13 protein-coding genes are annotated in these 21180 nt (G+C 57.0%); 6 read left to right on the top strand and 7 right to left on the bottom strand.

All coding sequences use genetic code 11. From position 1 onward, the window contains the following. Positions 1–116: 116 nt before the first annotated feature. From ENN68_05035 to ENN68_05020, 4 genes are read right to left on the bottom strand one after another with little or no spacing between them, the layout of a single operon-like run. Positions 117–395 carry a hypothetical protein gene (locus ENN68_05035; GenBank protein HDS45442.1) on the bottom strand — a complete coding sequence of 93 codons (279 nt, stop codon included), beginning with the start codon at positions 393–395 and terminating at the stop codon, positions 117–119. A 29-nt stretch (positions 396–424) separates the two neighbouring features. Next, positions 425–1627, bottom strand: a complete 1203-nt coding sequence (locus tag ENN68_05030) for an aminotransferase class I/II-fold pyridoxal phosphate-dependent enzyme (GenBank protein ID HDS45441.1) — start codon at positions 1625–1627, stop codon at positions 425–427. After that, entirely contained in the window at positions 1621–3207 is a 1587-nt protein-coding gene (gene guaA, locus ENN68_05025) for a glutamine-hydrolyzing GMP synthase (GenBank protein ID HDS45440.1), read from the bottom strand. The genes ENN68_05030 and guaA overlap by 7 nt, the downstream gene beginning before the upstream one ends. Before the next feature lie 23 nt (positions 3208–3230). Further along, positions 3231–3788, bottom strand: a complete 558-nt coding sequence (locus ENN68_05020) for a CopG family transcriptional regulator (protein HDS45439.1) — start codon at positions 3786–3788, stop codon at positions 3231–3233. Positions 3789–4066: 278 nt separating this feature from the next. On the opposite strand from ENN68_05020, the gene ENN68_05015 reads away from it, so the two are divergent. From ENN68_05015 to purF, 6 genes are all read left to right on the top strand, one after another. Next, entirely contained in the window at positions 4067–5407 is a 1341-nt protein-coding gene (locus tag ENN68_05015) for a glutamine synthetase (protein HDS45438.1), read from the top strand. A gap of 68 nt (positions 5408–5475) precedes the next feature. Next, complete coding sequence (locus ENN68_05010) at positions 5476–7302, top strand: FAD-binding oxidoreductase (protein ID HDS45437.1); 1827 nt, start codon at positions 5476–5478, stop codon at positions 7300–7302. After that, positions 7286–8704, top strand: a complete 1419-nt coding sequence (locus ENN68_05005; GenBank protein HDS45436.1) for a hypothetical protein — start codon at positions 7286–7288, stop codon at positions 8702–8704. Before ENN68_05010 ends, ENN68_05005 begins: the two co-directional genes overlap by 17 nt. After that, on the top strand, positions 8691–10196 hold the full coding sequence (locus ENN68_05000) for an FMN-binding glutamate synthase family protein (protein HDS45435.1): 1506 nt from the start codon (positions 8691–8693) through the stop codon (positions 10194–10196). Before ENN68_05005 ends, ENN68_05000 begins: the two co-directional genes overlap by 14 nt. Then, positions 10180–12723: a glutamate synthase gene (locus ENN68_04995; protein ID HDS45434.1), complete on the top strand. Its 2544-nt coding sequence runs from the start codon at positions 10180–10182 to the stop codon at positions 12721–12723. The genes ENN68_05000 and ENN68_04995 overlap by 17 nt, the downstream gene beginning before the upstream one ends. 189 nt (positions 12724–12912) lie before the next feature. After that, positions 12913–14439: an amidophosphoribosyltransferase gene (purF, locus tag ENN68_04990; GenBank protein ID HDS45433.1), complete on the top strand. Its 1527-nt coding sequence runs from the start codon at positions 12913–12915 to the stop codon at positions 14437–14439. Positions 14440–14572: 133 nt separating this feature from the next. Here the strand turns inward: purF and ENN68_04985 are convergent, their stop codons facing one another. From ENN68_04985 to ENN68_04975, 3 genes are read right to left on the bottom strand one after another with little or no spacing between them, the layout of a single operon-like run. Further along, positions 14573–16732 carry a CoB--CoM heterodisulfide reductase iron-sulfur subunit A family protein gene (locus tag ENN68_04985; GenBank protein HDS45432.1) on the bottom strand — a complete coding sequence of 720 codons (2160 nt, stop codon included), beginning with the start codon at positions 16730–16732 and terminating at the stop codon, positions 14573–14575. 51 nt (positions 16733–16783) lie between these two features. Further along, on the bottom strand, positions 16784–18430 hold the full coding sequence (locus tag ENN68_04980; protein ID HDS45431.1) for a CoB--CoM heterodisulfide reductase iron-sulfur subunit A family protein: 1647 nt from the start codon (positions 18428–18430) through the stop codon (positions 16784–16786). 25 nt (positions 18431–18455) lie between these two features. Then, on the bottom strand, positions 18456–21179 hold the full coding sequence (locus tag ENN68_04975; protein HDS45430.1) for a CoB--CoM heterodisulfide reductase iron-sulfur subunit A family protein: 2724 nt from the start codon (positions 21177–21179) through the stop codon (positions 18456–18458). Between the last annotated feature and the right edge of the window lies 1 nt (position 21180).

Genomic DNA, 21180 nt, shown 5'->3' with positions numbered 1-21180 from the left:
GAAAAAGACTGCTTCAATTAGTTATGAATCCAAATCAGGCACAACGCCAGATTTTACTAAACGAAAAAGGTGGATTTTTGTTAACCTGCGAGATCAAATTGAATTAACTGTCAAATTCAGGTTCCAATGCCAATACCACATCTGAATTCGACAGGTATACTGTACTGTAAAAGGACAAAAATGTCATAACTATTCTCGGGACTGTGTAAAACACCCTGGAACTCATCATCGAGTGTTATGGTAAAATTCCTCAATATGTCCGAACTATAGCTTTTGTTAATCTCTGCTAAAGCCGTTTTTATGTTGCGTTGAATTATACGCCACGCTTCAGGGTCAAAAGCTCTGGAACCCTTTATGTCACCGGTGATCACACAGTTAAGCGAAGGGTTATTCATGCTACACACCCGCCATGTTTAGATACTGTTCAAACGATATGAAGGTTCAGCTTCTGTATCCGCGTACACGCCTCTGCCAGGCGTTCGCCGCTGTTACAGAACGTGAATCGAACGAAGCCTTCACCGTGCGCTCCAAACCCCACTCCCGGAGTCACCACGATTCCTGCTTGTTCCAGGAGGATCATCGAGAACGTGATAGATGCCGACGTGGCAGATTCAAACCCTCGGGGAACCTTGACCCAGAGATAGAACGTGGCAAGTGGTTTCTCCGCCTCTAATCCCGCGGCGCGCAGCCCGTCAACCAGAATATCTCGCCGCTTTTCGTAAATCGCAACATTCTGGTAGACGCAATCCTGTGGCCCTGATAACGCTGCAATACCTGCTTCCTGAACTGCCTGAAAAGCGCCGGAATCGATATTCGTCTTGACCGTCCTTATCCCGTTCAGGATCTCCGCATTGCCCACGGCGTAGCCGATCCGCCAGCCGGTCATGTTATAGGTCTTGGAGAGCGAATTGAACTCGACACCAACCTCCTTCGCGTCTGTTACCGCCAGAAAACTCGGTGATTCGTAACCATCAAAGATCAGCTCCGAATAGGGGTTGTCAAAGAGCACAAGAATCTCATTATCCTGTGCGAAATCAATAACGGCTTTGAAGAATGCCCTGTCTGCGATCGCAGCCGTTGGGTTATTGGGATAGTTCAGGAACAGGATCTTCGCTTTCTTCGCTACGTTTTTATCCACGCGATCAAAATCCGGTTTAAAATCGTTATCCGCGGTTAACGGAACCGTGTGCGGCACCGCATTCGCCATGATCGTGGCATTGTGATACACGGGATACGCAGGATCGGGGACGAGGGCGAGATCCCCGGGCTCCAGGAAGGCGAACGCCGCGTGCGCCAGACCCTCCTTCGACCCTATTAGGGTCAATACCTCGTCCTCTGGGCTGACCGTAACCTGTTTCGTACGCTGATACCACGCCGCGACGGCCTCACGGAACGCGAACATGCCTTCATAGGAGGGATAGCGCTGATTCGCAGGGTCCTTCGCGGCATGGTATAAGGCCTCAACGATATGCGAGGGTGTGAACAAATCAGGATCACCGATACTCAGGTCGATGATATCCACGCCTCGTTTGCGTGCCCGCTCCTTCCTCAGATCGATCTCCGCGAAGAGATAGGGCGGAAGCGACCGTATACCCTTTGCGTACTGTACCGCTCGTTTAGCTAACATGGCTCGATCGTTGCGGGCGGTTTCGATGAGATCGCATAGGTCACCCAGGTCACGCCCTTGACCTCGTTTGTGATCCGATTACTCATGCGCTCCAGCAGCTCATAGGGCAGTTTCACGAAATCAGCCGTCATTGCCTCCTTCGACTCCACCACACGGATCGTTACAAGCCGGCCTTCCTTTCGCGCATCGCCGAGCACGCCCGTTGCGAAATCGTCACCCACGGTCGCAAAGGCCTGCCAGACCTTATCGTACCAGCCGCTGCGTTTCAACTCCTCCTCTACGATCCGCGAGGCATCCCGACAGATCCGTAGCTTCTCCTCCGTCACTGCACCCATGATCCGGGCCGCCAGACCTGGGCCGGGGAAGGGGTGCTGATTGCGTATCTGAGCCGGAATGCCGAGATCCTTCGCCACTTCACGCACCTCATCCTTGTACAGCTCCTCGATCGGCTCGATCAGGGTGAACCCCAACCGCTCGGGCAGTGCGCCGACGTTATGATGCGATTTGATGCGCGAGGATCTCGCTGAGCCCGCCTTCGCACTCTCGATCCGGTCGGGATAGATCGTGCCCTGAGCGAGGAACGCGACGTCGCCCAGCTTCTGCGCCGCCTCCTCGAAGATGGTGATGAAGAGCTCCCCGATCACCTTGCGCTTCGCCTCCGCATCCCTCACACCCTTGAGCGCTTCCAGGAAACGGGACTGCGCGTCCACCACGATCAGATTCATCTTGAAGCTCTTCCTGAACGTGTTCTCAACCTCTTCCCGCTCACCTTCCCGCAGCAGACCGTTATCCACGAAGATGCAGGTCAATCGATCGCCGATGGCCTTATATACGAGGACCGCTGTGGTGGAGGAGTCAATGCCCCCGCTGAGCCCACAAAGTACCTTACCGTCGGGGCCCACCTCCGCGCGAATCGTGGTGATCGCCTCTGCAACAAAGGCGGCGATCGTCCAGTTCCGTTCGCAGTCGCAAATGGAATACAGGAAATTCCAGAGGATTCTGTCACCCCTTTCCGTGTGGTGCACCTCGGGATGGAACTGCACCCCGTAGATCCGCTCGCGTATCCGAAAAGCAGCAACGGGCGCGTTTGCCGCCGAGCCCAGTATCTCCGCGCCCTCGAATCGCTCGATCACATCACCGTGCGACATCCAGACAGGGGTCGTGCCGGTCTCACTCACGCCCTCAAAGAGTGCTGAGTCGGTAAACATGAGCTCTGAACGCCCGAATTCGCCCTTACCGCCCGTGGTTACCACGCCGCCCAGCAGTGCTGCGAGCAGTTGCGCACCATAACAGATCCCCAGCAACGGCACGCCCAGATCCACGATCCGGGTACTGCAGCGGGGACTATCAGGCTCGTGAACGCCGAACGGGCTGCCGGAGAGTATGATCCCGCGGATCTTGCCTTCTCCTCTATTCCGCTGCACGCCGCGCTCAAGCTCCGTAATGGAGACGTCATAGGGCATAAGCTCGGTATAAACGCCCAATTCACGGCACCGCCGCACGATCAGGTGGCTGTACTGCCCACCAAAGTCCAGTACTACCACCTTGTCCTTCTCGCGCTCAGATCGCTCTTCCTGCATAGCTCGCGTCTCTGAATCCTCCGTTACTGCTTCTGACCTTCGTCCAGGACTTTCAAGCGCAACTTTGCCAGATCCTCTTTCAGCTCCACACGGAAGCCCATGCCCGTCAAGGTCTCCGCCAGCATCGTCTTCACAAAGTGCTTGAGGATGTCTGAACTCAAGATGAGCGTATACTCGTTCTTCGAGACCGGTGTGAGTGCAAAGAAGTTGCAGGCCTCCAGTCGCCTGAGCACCGCCTCGACCCGGAAGTACTGGTGCTTGAACTGCTCTGCATGCGCTGCACTGATCGTCTTGTTCAATTCCCAGAACTGCTCCTTATCCGGATGCGTGTCCACGAACTTCAAGAAGAGCAGCCAGTGGTCGATATCCATGATGACGTGCTCACCCAGCCGGAGCATCTCCGCGTGCGTGTACACCTTTCGATCCTCAATCGATTCGAAGAGCGTGCGGTGCTTGCCATAGAAGCGTAACGCCTCGCGGACAAGCTCGCTCTGCGAGATCCCCAGCTCAGCCTGCATCTTCTTAAACATCTTGAAGGTATCCTCATCCATGGCTACCGTGATCCGTTCTGGTGGTGGCATAGTCTTATTTCTACTATAGATCACTCATAATATTTAAATACGTATCACTGAGCAGGTTTACTATTTTACAAGTGCAGTAATGAAACATACCCATTCATATAATTTCATAACTGTTATGAATACCGCTCAATTGGCCTTAACTAGTTTCTATTACTACTACTATAGTATGATCCATTGGTGGCAACTAATATTCATATTCGTTCATACTTGTTGTGCTTATTTCTCAAATAGAATAAAAAGAGGATACTCTGAATAATAATTTAGAGGTGTACTATAGAATGGAAAAAGAAGGTAACGTAAAGACAAAGGACGGTGTGTTTGAAGCGCTCTCGAACGGAGGGATAAAGTTCGTACGCCTGTGGTTTACGGACATCCTGGGCCAGTTGAAGAGCTTCGCCATCACACCACGGGAATTGGAAGGCGCATTTGACGAGGGGATGGGGTTCGATGGATCTTCGATACAGGGATTTGCGCGGATTGATGAGAGTGATATGCTGGCGAAGCCTGATCCCGCTACCTTTCAGATCGTCCCTTGGCGGCCAAAGGAGCATGCGGTGGCACGGATGTTCTGCGATATCCTGCAACCGGATGGCAGCCCCTATGCGGGCGATCCAAGGTACGCGTTGAAAAGGAACCTGGACCAGTTGAAGCAGAAGGGTTTAACCTTCTATCTGGGGCCGGAGCTGGAGTATTTCTACTTCAAGCAGAATGGCAACACGGAAGTGCTTGATCACGGCGGATACTTCGATCTGACCACGCTGGATGCGGGCAGCGACCTCCGGCGGGATACGATCTTAACACTGGAAGCGATGGGGATCGAGGTGGAATACAGCCATCATGAGGTCGCGCCCTCGCAGCACGAGATCGACCTCAGGTATAAGGACGCACTGACGATGGCAGACCAGGTGATGACCTATCGGATCGTGGTGAAGGAGATAGCGCAGAAGTACGGGTACTATGCCTCGTTCATGCCGAAACCGATCTTCGGGGTGAACGGATCGGGAATGCACACGCACCAATCACTCTTTGCGGATGATAAGAACGCGTTCTTTGACCCTGAGGACGAGTATGGTCTCTCAGCGCTCTGCCGCGGCTATATCGCCGGGCTGCTCAGACATGCGCCCGAGATAACGGCAGTCACCAACCAATTTGTGAACTCGTATAAGCGCCTGGTGCCGGGCTATGAGGCCCCCGTATATATCTCATGGGCACGGCGCAATCGCTCGACACTCGTGCGGGTGCCGATGTACAAGCCGGGTAAAGAGAAAGCAACCCGGGTAGAATACCGCAGCCCAGATCCGGCGTGTAATCCGTATCTGGCGTTCTCGGTCATGCTCGCGGCCGGGTTAGCGGGGATCAAGAACAGGTATGAGTTGCCCGCACCGATGGAGAAGGATGTGTATGTGATGACCGCTGAGGAGAAGAAGCAGCACGGGATAACCGCGCTACCCGGAAGCTTGATCGAGGCACTTGCACTGACCGAGCAGAGCGCCCTGGTACGGGAAGCGTTAGGCGAGCACATCTTCACCAACTTCATCATTTCGAAGAACGTCGAGTGGGACAGGTATCGTATCACCGTATCGGAATGGGAGCTGCAAGAGTACCTGAGTGTGCTCTAAGCCCGCAAGCATACATAAATGAACCACGCAACGGGGATCGTTAGCTAACGGTAGAGAGGAGGAGCGGCATGAACGTGAAGAAGTTGAAGCTGGAACTGAATGCGCTGCTGGGTGATGAAGCGCGAATACGCACCGACGCCTTTGAGCGCGAGCTCTACTCCACGGACGTCGGCTCGGTCCCCTTTGCACACCGTCTCTTCGAGACCACACCACAGCTGGTAGTGCAGCCGCAAACCGTTGATGCACTCATCAAAGTCGTTCGATTCGCAAGCGCAGAAAAGGTGGCACTCTTTCCACGGGGCGCAGGCTCTTCGGGACTTGGTGGTGTGGTACCCACGAAAAAAGGGATCGCTCTTGACCTCTCTGCTCTGAACAGTATTCTCGAGCTGAACAGGGAGCAGAAGACGATCACGGTACAAACAGGAACTCGATGGTCAGCGATAGAAGCGGCTGCGCAGCAGGAAGGGCTCTCGCTGCGCGTGTACCCTTCGAGCTTCTTCTCCACTGTGGGGGGGTGGATCGCCTCCGGCGGCTACGGGATCGGAAGCTTTCAGTTCGGGCACCTTAAAGAGCAGATCGAATCGATCGAGATGCTCTTTCCCGCGGGTGATGTGCGGCTCTTTACTGCGGCGGATAAGGAGTTCGCCCTGTTTTTCGGTACCGAAGGGCAGTTCGGCATCCTGCTCGCTGCTACGCTTAGATTACGGAAGATGCCTGAGCAGGTGCTCCCACAGCTTCTGTATTTCGGCGGTGTCGATGCAGCACTCACGTTCGTGACCGAGCTGATCCAATCGAAGATCAGACCGTACCACATCAAGTACCTCGATGCCCACCACCTCAAGGAGGTGAATAAGCAGATGGGTGAAGCGCTCTATGCAGAGCGTGATGCGGTCCTGGTGGCACTGGAATCTCACGATGCGGCGTTGCCATTCAGGCAGTTCGCAAAGAATCGCGGTATTGCCGCGGACGAGTATCTGGCACGATACCTCTGGCATGAACGACTCTTCCCGATGAAGCGGCGCAGCACTCAGCCGACCCTCTTAGCCTGCGAGCTTATCATGCCACTGAGGTACGTGGCTGCCTATCTGAACAGGGCGAGATGGATAACAAAGCGGTATGGGCTCGATCTTCAGGCGGAAGCACACATGCTGGGCGAAACAGACGCGCTGGTGCTACTCTCGTTCCTCTCTGACGTACGGGATTCGTGGCGATACCTCGCCCATCTCGCACTCGTTCCGCGACTCACCATGCTCGGGATCAAACAGGGCGGAGCGCCGTATAACCTCGGGATCTGGAACGCGCCCTTTATTACCCATAAGCTTGATCCGCAGATACTGCGGGCCTATCGAGCATACAAGCGGAAGGTCGATCCGTGCACCATCCTGAATCCGAACAAATTCTTCGCGGTGCGAACCAGATGGGGGGTTATTCCGGATCTGCTCTTCACCCCGAGCCTGTTCAGACTGCTCATTCGCGGCGCGTCACTCTTCACACCACTCATGGCACGCTCAGGTGAGGAACACCATCACGAATCAGTATTGGAGAAGACCCTGTACTCCTGTGTGAAATGCGGCAGTTGTGCTGCTCAATGCCCCGCGTACGCGGTTACGCATGATGACGCGCTCATTCCGAAGAACAAACTGTACCTCGCGAAAAAGCTGCATGAGGGGGGTCAGGTCTCGATGCAGGAGGCTGAGAAGGCTTTCCTCTGCCTGCACTGCGGGCTCTGCCGTGAGGTCTGTCAGAATGACCTGGATCTGGTAGCAGCGTGGGAAGAGCTGGAGCAGCGGCTTGAGTTGCAGTTTGGAAGACCTGATCGGGCAATACGGGAATTCGTCTCGACTGCGGAGGATAGTCCCGCGTACTGGAGGTGTGTACATGCCCAGGAAGTATAATATCACCGTCTTACCTGCCCCGCCACGCGTCGTTCCACCCCCGGGGAAGTACGTGATCGTGCGGGGTGAGGAGTGCATCAAGTGTGGCCGGTGCGCAAACGTGTGCATCTACGGCGTGCACCAGCGGCTCGAGGCGGACCCGCGACGCATGGCGGACCCCGCGAGTCAACGCTGTAAGGGCTGCTTTTGCTGCGTGCAGGAATGCCCGCGAGCGGCCTTAACCCTCGTCCACAATGAGACCTATGCACAGCTGGGTGATCCCTACTGGACTCCGGAGATCATCACCACAACCTGGTATCAGGCGGAGACGGGCAAGGTTCCGGTATCCGGTGCAGGCTATGCAGGACCGTTCTCGGGTTCCGGGTTCGACGGTATGTGGACCGATATGTCAGAGATCGTGCGACCAACCAGGGATGGCATTCACGGGCGGGAGTACATCAGCACCTCGGTGGACATCGGCAGTAACGTGCGGGCACTCACCTTTGACGAGCAGGGGAAGATCGCCGTACCACTCCCGCGTACACGCAGTGTTCCGCTTCCGATCATCTTCGAGCGGCCGCCATTTGGCAGGAGCGCGAATGTGTATGAGGCACTAGCGAAAGCTGCCGCTACGCTCGATACGCTCCTGCTCGTGGACGCTGGGGAGTGGTACGAGCGGAGGTATGCGGCACATCTTGTGCCCGTGTACACCGCGGTTTCCAAGCCGGATCTGCAGACCCCGCGCAGGGAGCTGGAGTCGCATCTTAAAACAGCGCCCATGGTCGAATTCACCTATGATCGTGCTGTGCTGAAGGCTGTAGCGGATGCGAGGAGCATAAACCCCGGGAGTATCATCTCGGTACGGGTACCGGCTGCTGAGGCGGTGGATGAGATCGTGGCAGAATTAGTGCTCGGAGGCGTTGACGTCATTCACCTCTGCGCGGACCGTAATGGAAGGACCTTTGAGTCTTCGACTGAGCCGCGATTCGTTACCGATATGATTCGCACGGTCCATCGCCATCTGGTCGACCTCAAGATACGAGATAGGGTGACCCTCGTTGCGAGTGGAGGTATCGCACTGCCCGAGCATGTGGCCAAAGCAGTACTCTGCGGCGCGGATCTCACGGCCATCGACGTCCCGCTGCTCCTCGCGCTCGAATGCCAGTATTGCCGTAATTGTTTGCACGGAAGAGCGTGCCCGGTGGGGTTGACGGACCTTGACCCTGACTATGGCGCGCAGCGGATCGTCAACCTTATGGCTGCATGGCGGAACCAGCTCCTCGAGGTACTCGGAGCTATGGGCTTGCGAGAAGTGCGAAGACTCCGCGGCGAGATCGGCAGGGCGATCATCTGTGAGGAAATACAGAAGGAGACATTTGATCGAATATTCATAAAGGAGGTGATCTCTCATGCAACAGCCTGAAATTAGATTAGCCCCCTCACGATTTTTGCACGAGATCGGCGAGGTGGAAGTAAGGCGAGCGGTAGCGAGCTGCATCAATTGCGGCATGTGCGCGAGCGTATGTCCGTTTGGCGTGCACGAGCGAAAAGCGGGCTTCAACAGGATTGCGAAGCCGGTAAGCTATCGCTGCATCGGCCACGCCTGCGAGGATGAACCCTTTTACTGCGTCGACCAGTGCCCCCGGAAAGCGCTCTCGTTGGCCGAAAACCCACTGTACCGCACCATCGGCGACCGGCGGTGGACCCGCGATCTGATCCTCGGCACCTGGAAGCAAGCAGAGACCGGATTACCGCTCCGGGGACTTCGCTACGAGATTGGCGACTCGGGTGGCGGGTTCGACCGTATTTTCTTCGCGTTCGCGAGCGCGGAGCGCGGCGAGGTGGAAGATAGGGCCGCGGTAAGCACCGCGATTGACCTGAATAAGAGAGCAGGGGAGCAGCTCAGGATCGCGGTGCCGTTCTACGGTGGCGGCATGTCCTTTGGCTCGATCAGCCTCTCGGTCATGCTCGCACGTGCAAAAGCAGCGCAGGCCTGGGGCACCTTTACCTGCACCGGTGAGGGTGGCTATCCCGAGCCGTTACGGGACTACAACGATAACATGATCACCCAGGTCGCAACCGGGCTCTTCGGCGTCTCTGAGGAGACCATCCAGCGGGTCAAGATCGTCGAGCTCAAGTACGCGCAGGGCGCGAAACCAGGCCTTGGCGGGCATCTTCTGGGCGATAAAGTGACTGCAGACGTCGCTCGTATGCGGGAAGCAGTACCCGGATGCAGCTTGTTCTCGCCGTTTCCGTTCCACAGCGTCTATTCGGTGGAGGATCACGAGAAACACATCGATTGGATAAAGACGATCAATCCCAAAGCGCTCGTCTCCGTGAAGGTCTCGACCGCACGAGACGTGGATATGGTAGCCGTGGGTAGCTATTATGCCGGTGCACACATTATCCATCTCGACGGGAGCTACGGCGGCACGGGTGCTGCACCGGACATTGCGAAGAAGAATATCGCCATGCCGATCGAGTATGCAATACCGAAAGTGCATGCGTTCCTCAAAGAGGAAGGGATCAGGGACAGGATGACAGTGATCGCCAGTGGCGGCATACGAACCGCTTATGATGCGGCCAAGGCGATTGCACTGGGCGCGGACGGCGTGGCGCTCGGCACCACTGAACTCGTGGCGCTGGGCTGCGTACGCTGTGGGAGTTGTGAATCGAGCAGAGGCTGCCCGCGTGGCATCGCAACCACTGATCCTGAGCTTACCAGAGCGCTCGACGTGGAATGGGGCGCGCAACGCCTCATCAACCTTTACGCCGCGTGGCAAAGCATATTCGCCGAGATCCTCAGCAAGCTTGGCATGCGGAGTGTCAGGGAGCTCGTGGGGCGATACGACTGTCTGCTGCATCTTGATTATCCAACTGATAAGGAGGTGAGACCTAATGAGCGTGTATTATAGTACCGAGGCTGAAGGTGGCTGTGGCGTTGTGGGCTTTGCCTCCACAGCGCTCGTCAAGGGCAAGCATATCTTCAAACCTGCGTATCAGATGCATAACCGTGGCAACGGAAAAGGTGGCGGCGTCGCTGCGGTTGGCCTCTCGCACGAGGATCTCGGCGTTTCTCGATCTGTACTCGAAGAGGATTATCTGCTCCAGATCGCGCTACTTGATCCAGCGGCACGTAAGGAGCTTGAAACGGAGTTCATTGCACCCTATCTGGACATTGACCATGCCGAACGGCTACCGACCGTAGCTGATTACCGCGCGATAGCCGGGCTCGAGACCGAACCGCCGGAGGTGTGGCGGTATTTTGTCCGGGTCAAAGCGGAGGTGATCGATGCTTACATAAGGACGCACGGCCGGGAGGAGTGGGAGCGCCGGAAGGTCGAGGATCATTTGATCTTTCAGAACAGTTTCCGGATCAACAAGAAATTCTACGCCGCGCTCGGCGATAAACGCGCATTCGTGCTCTCGCACGGCAGGAATATGATGATCCTGAAGATCGTCGGGTACGCGGAGAGCATCATCCAGTATTACCAGCTCGAGGAGTTCCGCGCCCTTATCTGGATCGCGCACCAGCGATATCCCACTCGAGGCAGGGTCTGGCATCCCGGCGGCGCGCACCCCTTCGTGGGTATGCATGAGGCGTTTGTACACAACGGCGACTTCGCGAACTATCACTCCGTGGTCGAGTACCTCGTACAACGCGGGCGAGTGCCCTTATTCCTCACGGACACCGAAGTTGCTGTGCTCCTCTTCGACCTGCTCAACCGGGAGTACAGCTATCCGTTGGAGTATCTCATCGAGGCGATGGCGCCGACCACCGAGCGCGATTTCGATCTGCTCCCGCCGCAGAAGCAGAAGATCTACCGCGCAGTGCAGACCGCGCATATCCACGGCTCGCCTGACGGCCCCTGGTTCTTTATCGTCGCCCGGAACGAGCCGTACGAGAAGATCCTCCAGCTCATCGGAATAACGGACACGTCAATGCTGCGACCACAGGTGTTCGCGCTGGTCGAGCACAGCGACCTGCAAATAGGGCTCATTGCATCGGAAAAGCAAGCGATCGACGCGACCCTGAAGAGTCTCTCAGAGGAGGATGAACGCTTCCCCTCAGTCGCTGACAGATACTGGAACGCTCGAGGCGGGAGTTATACCGACGGTGGCGCCTTTATATTCACACTGCGCGGCACGGAGACGAAAGCGCTCGAGTGTACCAATAAATTCGGCGCACTGATAACTACACCGAAGAATCAGACTCATGGCGATTTCACGATCACGGTTACCGAACCACCGGATAGCAGGAGCCATCGAGCGCTTCTTGAAGCTGCTCTGGAGCGCCCTGATGCGCTGTTCGCATTCCTGAGCAGCGGCGTGAAGGATTGGGATTGGAATCAGGTGCGGTGGACGCTGAACGAGCTGGTAAGGTACGCGCAGCAGGACGAGCAAGCAAAGACCGTGGTGATTGCGGGGCTGACACTGCTCAATGACCGCAGATACGATACGGGAAGCAAGAAGCGGAGTTCGATCATCCAGGCGATCCGCGAAGCGCTCCATATGATCTTCGAAACAACACCTTCGATCGCGCTGCAGACCCACGGGAGGTATCAGCTTATCCGCTGGTTGACCAGGGACTGCTTGCGACCGCCAGGTACCGCAAGCGACGTGTTGATCATGGACGTTGCGGAGTGCCCGCCTGAAGGCGCAGAAAGTGCCGCACGACTGCTCGTTGCCGCTTACCGGCAGGGTTGGCGTCAATTCGTCGTGTACAACGCGCAGGGCCATCGGTTTTGCGGCTCTGGATTGGGAGCTCAGACCACCGGGGTACGGATCGATGTATACGATAGTGCGGGCGATTATCTCGGCTCATCGATCGATGGTGCCGCGGTGTACGTGCACGGCGATGGCCAGGATCAGCTCGGACAGATCGTTAAGAGCGGTAAACTCGTGATCTTCGGTGACGTCGGCCAGACGTTCATGTACGGTGCTAAAGGCGGTGAGGCATACGTGCTGGGCAATACCGCAGGCAGACCACTCATCAACGCCGTGGGCAAGCCACGGGTGGTCATCAACGGAACCTGTCTCGATTACCTCGCGGAGTCCTTTATGGCCGGTGATCCGCTGAACGGCGGTGGCTTCGTGATAGTTAATGGCCTTGAACCAGATGAGCATGGCCGCTTTCACGAGCAGGATACACCATACCCGGGCTCCAATCTCTTCTCGCTCGCCTCCGGCGGTGCGATTTACATCCGGGATCCGCATCACCGAGTGGTAGCGGAGCAGCTCAACGGCGGAGCGTTCTCCACGGTCACACCTGCGGACTGGGAGCTCATCGTGCCGTATTTGCAGGAGAACGAGCAGCTCTTCGGTATTTCCGTGGACGACGATCTCCTCAGAGTCAACGGCGTCCGGAAACAGCCACAAGAGGTCTATCGCAAGGTACAACCGATAACGAGCACCTTCAGCAACGGGATGGGTCCCGTATGACGGGTGACCGTTTGCGACGCTGGAACGCTGCTCGCACGAGAACAGGAGAGCTGAGGAGATATTAACTAACGCCACTATCCGAACGAATAGTACGAGAGGCAACGTGGTGGCTGAGAACGGCAACAATCGGCGGATAACACGGGAAAGACAGAGAGAGTATCGCGAACGGCGAGCGGTGAGAAGACGCAGATGAAGACCAGCAGTGTCGAGTCGACGGTGTTGCGAGAAGCCTGTGGGATCGTGGGCATCGCCCATAGCAGTGATGACGTTGCACTGCCCCTGTATTATGCGCTCTATGCGCTGCAACACCGCGGGCAGGAGTCTGCGGGTATCGCGGTCTCCCGTGGCATGAGCACGGATGAAGATCCTGATAATCGCGGTGCACCGGTGAAGGAGATTCGGTCGGAAAGAGGTATGGGGCTGGTTGCTGAGGTCTTCTCGCCACAGCACTTAGCCGCGCTGCAGGGCTCGATGGGGATCGGTCACGTGCGCTATCCGACGACCGGAGCGCCGCTGCTGGAAAACGCGGAACCTCTGGTCGTCAAGTACCAGAACGGTGAATTTGCGCTTGCTCACAACGGCAATCTCGTGAATACCCGCGAGTTACGCGCAGAACTGGAACGAGAAGGCCGAATTTTTCACTCGGAGACCGACACGGAAGTAATCGCGCAGCTGCTGGCACGGGAACTGGTAGAACACGATCCTATCGCAGCACTGAAGGAGGTCATGCGACGGGTCGTCGGCTCCTATTCACTCGCGATCCTTATGGACAGCATGTTACTGGCAGTAAGGGACCCTTTCGGGATCAAGCCGTTGTGCATCGGTGCGCTCACGGACGAGTGCCGCGGTGTGAATGTCGGCTACGTGATCGCATCAGAGAGTCCGGCGATCGATACGCTGGGGGGAACACTCATCCGCGATGTTAATCCAGGAGAGGTGCTGGTCATCCGCGCTTCGCATACCGCAGGATCGCGCAACCCCGCGGGTCACCGCGACCTGAAACTCGTACGTCATCAGCTCCATCCGGGAGTACCGAGCGCTCACTGCGTCTTTGAGTACATCTATTTCGCACGCCCTGACTCGGTCATCGATGGGAAGCTCGTTTACAACGTCCGCATGAAGATAGGCGAACGGTTAGCCATTGAGCATCCGGTGAGTGCTGATATCGTATCGCCGGTGCCTGATTCGGGCATCACCTGCGCGATCGGGTACGCGAAACGCGCGGGGATCGAGTACCTGGAGGGGTTGATAAAGAATCGCTATGTGGGTCGAACGTTCATCATGCCCGAGCAAAAGACACGCGATATGAGCGTGCACTCGAAGTTCAATATTATACGAGCGAATGTGACGGGTAAGCGAGTCGTGCTGGTCGATGACAGCATCGTACGCGGCACGACCATGCGGAAACTTGTGCGCTATTTGAAAGCGGCCGGGGCGAAGGAGGTGCACCTGCGTATCGGGAGCCCGCCCATCATCGCACCCTGCTATCTCGGCATCGATACACCGACGCGGGACGAGTTGATCGCGGTCACGCGCACGATCGAGGCGATTCGTGATTATTTAGCCGCGGATTCACTCGGCTATCTCAGTCTAAACGGCTTGATCGCGGCCGTTGGGATCGCGCCGAAGAGCCTCTGTCTGGGTTGTCTCACCGAGCACTACCCGGTCAGGATACCGGGCGAACGCTGCAGCACGCTACAAGCGACCCTGAGCTAACCGGAAGAGACCAATACCGTGCTCTATGGAATCAGGCAAGAGTCCTGCATCAGGATTCCGAACTTCGCGAAAGAGCGCTCGCGCTCTCGTAGCAAAAAAAGAGAAAAAAGGGGGAAGCTCGCTGACGTATACGCTACGCGGCCGCTTCCTTGCTCTCGACTTCTTCCGTGAGCGCCGCTTCCGGCGGTTCTGGTGGTGCCTCGAAGGTCGCTGCTTCTACCGCAGCACTGAGGTCAACCACCGTCACGGGAATCTTCCGCTGCAGCAATGCTTCGATCTGTGCATACAGTTGCCGGTCTCTGAAGTGCTTCATGGTTGCCGCTCCGGACGGGCAGACCGCGTTACAACCGCCGCATCCCTTGCACATCGCTTCGTTCACCGTCATGACCTGGCGAACCTCGTCAAGTGTGAGCGCTCCGTACGGGCAGACCTCAGCACAGGTGCCGCAGCCGATGCAGATCTCTTCGTCGATCTGCGAGATGGCCGGCTCGATCGCTGCGATACCCTGTACCAGGTAGACGAGCGATCCTGCTGCTGCTGCTTTGCCTTGGGCTATGCTGTCCGGGATGTCTTTTGGACTCGCCGCACACCCGGCGATGAAAATGCCATCGGTCGCCGTATCTACCGGTCGCAGCTTCGGGTGCGCCTCCAAAAGGAAGTGGTCTGGCGATTGCGACAACTTCAACATCTGGACGATGTCCCATACGCCCGCGTTCGGCTTCAAGCCGAGCCCGAGAACCACCAGATCTGCATCAAGCTCATACGGCTCGCCCAGCAGGGTGTCCTCTGCGCGCACCACGACCGTATCACTGCCCGGCTTCAGGTAGACCTCGCTCGGCAGTCCACGGCGGTAGCTGATCCCGCCCATTTTCACATCACCGTAGAATTCCTCAAAGCCTTTACCGTACGCACGGACATCCTGGAAGCAAACCGTGACAGTGGCATCCGGTATCTTTTGCTTTGCCATGTACGCCTGCTTCGCGAGGTACATGCAGCAGACACGAGAGCAATACTCATACCCGGTCTGCTTGTTCCTCGAGCCCACGCAGGAGATGAAGACGATGTTCTTGGGTTCTTTGCCGTTGACGAGGATTTGTCCGCCTGTTGGGCCGCCGGCAGCGCAGAGCCGCTCAAATTCCAGGCCCGTGATGACACAGGGGGTCTGACCGTACCTGTACTCGGGACACGAGGTCGGTTCGATGAGATCATAGCCGGTGGCCACGATGATCGTGCCGACGTCCAGATCCTCTTTCACCTCTTCCATGGTGAAGTCGATAGCGTCGTACTTGCAGGCCTGCATGCAGGGTGTCTTGGCTTTACCGGCCTTGACATCCTCGAGCGTTGCGCCGCCGCAGGTGCCCTCCTTGAAGAGCAAGCAATTCTGCGGATCAACGGTGTAGATGGGCGGCACGGCGTTCGGGAACGGCAAGTAGATGGCCGTTCTCGTACCCAGGCCCTCGTCGAACTCACTGGCGACGTCCTTCACCGGGCAGGCCTCTTCACAGGCGCCGCAGCCGGTACATTTCTCGTTGACGTAACGCGCTTTTCGCCGCACGGTGGTCTTATAATTGCCCACATAGCCCTCGATGTTCTCCACCTCGGAATAGGTCATCAAATTGATGTTGGGATGCGCGCCCACATCGATCATACGCGGTGTTAAGATGGAAGAGACCTTGTCCAGCACGGGATAGGTGCGATCGAGTTGCGCAGTGTGCCCGCCGATCGAGGGTGCCTTTTCCACGAGATGCACTTTGAAGCCGGAATCCGCAATGTCCAGTGCCGCGTAGATACCCGTAACGCCACCGCCAATGACCATGGTCTCTGGCGTAACATCGACCTTCTTCTCCGCGATGTATTCGAGTAACGCGGTTCGCGCAACGGCGCTTCGTACCAGATCCTTCGCTTTCTCCGTGGCTTCTACCTGGTAATCACCGTGCGGCCAGCTGCAGTGCTCCCGGATATTCGCCATCTCGAAGAAGAACGGGTTGAGCTCGCTACCGATACAGGTACCCCTGAACGTGGGCTCGTGCATGCGCGGCGAGCATGCAGCAACGATGACACGATTGATTTTACCCGCATCCAGATCCTCCTTGATGAGATTCTGTCCCGGATCTGAGCACATGAACATGTAATGTCGTGCAAGCGCGACGTTTGGCAAGGACGCTGCATAATTCATCACCTCTTCGACGTCCACCGTCAACTTGATGTTGATACCGCAATGGCACACATAGACACCGATTCGCGGGTTGTCCTTTGGCGCGTCCTTTGCTATCCCCTCCACCGACGCAGCCATCGGGATTTTTGTGTAATCATATTTTCCTTCTGCCATTTTCACGTCCTCCTCTTATGCTACTCCTACTTTGTCTGCCATCTCCTTCAGTGACTTGTAGCCGAGACACAGCTCCTCCTCCATCTCTGACACGGGCTGTCTCAGCACCACCTTACCACGGGTCAAGAGCGAGAGCGATCCTGCTGCCGCCGCTTTGCCCTGCGCGACACTATCCGGGATATCCTTCGGACTCTGCACGCATCCGGTAACGAAGACGCCCGGAACATCGGTATCCACCGGTCTGAGCTTTGGATGCGCCTCTTTAGCGAAGTGATCAGGTGTCTCTTCGATCCCCAGCATCTGCAATAACTCGGCCGTGCCTGCCGTCGGCTTCAAGCCGACGCCGAGCACCACAATGTCCGCTTCGATTTCAAACGGCTCGCCCAGCATCGTATCTTCGCCCCGGACAATGACACGGTCACTCCCGGGCTTTTGATAGACCTCAGAGGCAAGGCCGCGCTTGTAATTCAGGCCCTCGCCCTTCACACGGTCATAGAACTCCTCGAACCCCTTGCCGAAGGCCCGGACATCCTGGTAGAGCACCGTGATATTACAGTCCGGGACCTTCTCACCGAGCAGGTGCGCCTGCTTCGCGATGTACATGCAGCAGACGCGCGAGCAATACTCATGGCCGGTTTGCTTGTTCCGCGAGCCAACACAGGAGATGAAGACGGCATCCTTCGGCAGTCGATCCACGCCCTTTACGATGACCTTCCCGAACGTAGGACCAGCCGCATTGGAGTAGCGCTCGAATTCCAGGCCCGTAATGACGTTCGGGAGCTTCCCATACCTGTATTCGGGCATCTCTTTCGGATCGAGGATGTCATAACCGGTGGCCACGATGATCGTGCCGACTTTGTATTCCTCGATCCGCTCCTCCATATCGAAGTCAATGGATTTTGCACCGCAAATCGCAACGCAGGGGGGCACCTCGACATCTTCCTTGCCCTCCTTCAGATACGCGCGGACGCTCTCAATCGTGGCCTTACCACACTTACCCTTCTTGACCATCTGGCAGCGTTCGGGATCCACGCAATAGACCGCGGGGATAGCCTGTGGGAACGGGCGATAGATCGAGCCGCGTTTGCCGAGATTCTCGTCGAATTCGTTCGGCCATTTCCCGGCGAACCGGCATGCTTCTTCACAGAGCGCGCAGCCGGTACAGGTCTCCTCAACGACGTAGCGCGGTTTCCGCTTCACCTTGACGGTGAAATTACCGAGCGAGCCCTCGACACCAACGACCTCTGAATAGCTCATCAGATTGATGTTCTTGTGTTTTGAGACATCGACCATGCGGGGCGTCAAGATACAGGCAGAGCAGTCGAGTGTAGGGAAGGTCTTATCGAGCTGAGCCATGTGGCCGCCAATGGTCGGTGTGCGTTCCACGAGATGAACTTTGAAGCCCGCATCAGCCATGTCAATCGCAGCGTACATACCCGCGATTCCGCCACCGATCACCATTGTTTCGGGTATGATCTCCACTTCCTTCTCCTCGACCTTGCCGAGACATGCCGCTTCGACTTTGCCCTTGATGGACTGCATCAAGTTCCGCGTGGCTGCTTCGGATACACCCCGGGGCTCTTTCTTCTCCGTTACAACTTCAGATACACCCAGGGGTTCTTCTGTCTTCACTTCAACTTCAGTCTCAGTTTCTGATGCCATTTTTTTCTCCTCGCCTCCTACCTACCTACACATAATTCAGCTGCGCGAATATCTGCCGATCCCTGAAGTTTCTCAGGGACATCGCATCCGAGGGGCAATAGCACGCACAACTTCCACAGCCGATACAGCCCGCCTCGGTAATACGCGCGATACGCTTGATGCCGCCGGTCACTTCCAGTATCTCATAGGTAACTGCAGCTACGGGTTCTTCAACCAGTTCAATCGCCTCTACCGGACAGATCTCCACACAGAGACCGCAGCCGGAACAGATAGCCTCGTCAACGACGGAGACGATACCGGGTGTCTCCATGAAGCTCTTTGCCAGGAGCACGTTTGCACGCGCCGCCGCGGCGCTACTCATGGCGAGGGTCTCATCGATCATCGCCGGGAAGACCGCGGAGCCGCAGACAAAGACGCCCTCATTCACCGTATCGACCGGCGTCAAAACGAGCTTTGGTCGCTCCTGCGCCTCCATGAAGAAGCCGTTCTTCAGCGGTACCATGAACATACGACCCAGATTCACGTTCTCTTCCGCCGGAAGCATAGGCACGCTGTAGACCAGGAGCTCAGGCTTTATCTGAAGCTCGTCGTTGAAGATGACGTCGAAGACCGAGAGTACGCCGTTCGTTAATGCCGGTGGCCGCGCGGGATCATATCTGAGGAAGATCACGCCAGCCTCTCGCGCTTCTTTATACAGCATCTCCCATTTGCCGTAGGTCTTGGTCTCCTGGTAGAGGATGAACACATTCGCCGCCGGCTTGAGCTGCTTCGCCTTGAGCGCGTTGCTGACCGCTTCGATGCTGCTGTACTTCGAGTAGACGCCTGCGCCAAAATCGGTATCCTGCACGAACGCGGTAGTATTTGCCGCGAGTGAGCCTGCACTCAGCAGCTTCGCGAACGCTGATTGCGTGATCGTTTTGACCGCGCCTGCAAAGATCGGAAGGCCCTCCGTGGGCAGCTCTCGCGCACCCGTTGCAAGCACCGCGGCGCCGAATTCGATCTCTTCATCAACACCGTCGCCGACAACCTGCGCCTTAAATGATCCAGCCCGGCCGCGAACGCGATCGATCGAGGCACCGGAGTAAACCGTGATCCGGTCGTTGCTCTTCACCGTGCTCAGTACCTTTTGCAAGAAATCCGCGGCCTTCGTTCCGTCCTGCAACTCCTCGTACTCGCGTAGTTCGCCGCCCAGTTCCGCTCCCCGCTCGACCAGATAGACGTCATAGCCTGCATTCGCGATCCCCAGAGCCGCGTTCATACCTGCCACACCGCCACCGACGACCAGAGCCTTCGGAATCACCGGATAGCTCTCAATTGGAGTCGGCTCGAGATACCGTGCGCGCTCGACCGCCATAGCCATTTGGGCGCTCGCAGCGGCCGTTGCAGCCTCCTTATCATGCACCCATGCGCACTGCTCACGCAGGTTCACCATCTCCAGTAAGTAAGGATTCAGACCAGCCTTCGCACAGGCATCCCGGAAGAGCTCTTCGTAGGCACGGGGTGAATAACCCGCCACAATGATCCGGTTCAGGCCCTGATCCACGATACCGCTCTCGATCGCGGCCATGGTCTCCTGCATGGTTGCGGTCTCTGCGTTCACCGCAGCCACGTTCCGCAGGCGTTTGACTATAGCGGCAACGGCGGGAATATCGATGGCCTCAGCAACGTCGCCCTGCACACCGCTGATGAAGACGCCGATCTTCGGCTCTTCATCGCCCACCTCGATATATTTCCGCTCCTCCTGACCGGGTATCGGCTCCGTCTTGCCGGACTGCGCTGCTGCTTGTAATGCAGCGCCGCTCGCCTGCATCGCGGTCTCACGCACCTTCATTGGCGCGGTTGCTGTACCTGCGGCGAAGATGCCGGGCACGCTCGTTTCCAGGGGGCTGGTAAGGGAGGTCTCGATGAAACCATACGTATCGGTCTTCACCGCGAAGGTCTCCGCAAGCTTTCCCAGGGTCTTCGACGGGAGCAGGCCAACCGCGAGCACGACCATATCAAGCTCCTGGCGATCGATCGTGCCATTCGCCAGATTCTCGTACTTCACGACGAGCGTGTCTGCTTCCGGAAATACCTCGGGCACGCGTGACCTGATGTAATGGACACCGTACTTATCCTTCAGCTTCGCCACCAGCTCCTCATCCTTGCCAAAGACCCGCACGTCCATGTAGAAGACGAAGACATCCATGTACGGATAGCGCTCCTTCAGCTCCCAGACCTCTTTCGCCGTGTAGCCACAGCAGGCCGTGGAGCAGATCTCGTTCTCCTGTGACCGTGAGCCGATACACTTGATGAACCCGATCTTCCTCACCGGCTTGCCGTCTGAGGGCCGTACCAACGCACCGGTCTCGCTCACGGTGCAGGCCCGCAGCATCGCTTCGAACTCCAGCGAGGTGACCACGTCGGGATCGTTGATCGCATAACCCTTCGCGATGTTGTCAAAGACGTCGTAGCCCGGCGCGAGCACCACGCTCTCCACGCCGATCTCGCGTCCGGAGACGGTCAATTTGAAATCACCCGCTGAGCCTGAGCAGGACTGGACCTCGCTCAAGAGCATCAGCTCGATGTTGGGGTGATTCTCGATCTTAATAATCCGGGGCAGGATGCCGGTCTCGCACTCTGCGAGCTCTGCTACCTTACCACCGAGTTTCTCGTTCTTCTCGATCAGATAGACTTTGTAGCCTGCATCAGCGAGATCAAGCGCTGCCGTGATCCCGGCAACACCGCCACCTATTACTGCTATTCCCATT

The organism is Methanomicrobia archaeon (assembly GCA_011049045.1).
GTDB lineage: Archaea > Halobacteriota > Syntropharchaeia > Alkanophagales > Methanospirareceae > JACGMN01.
This window is presented reverse-complemented; position numbering and strand designations above follow the sequence as displayed.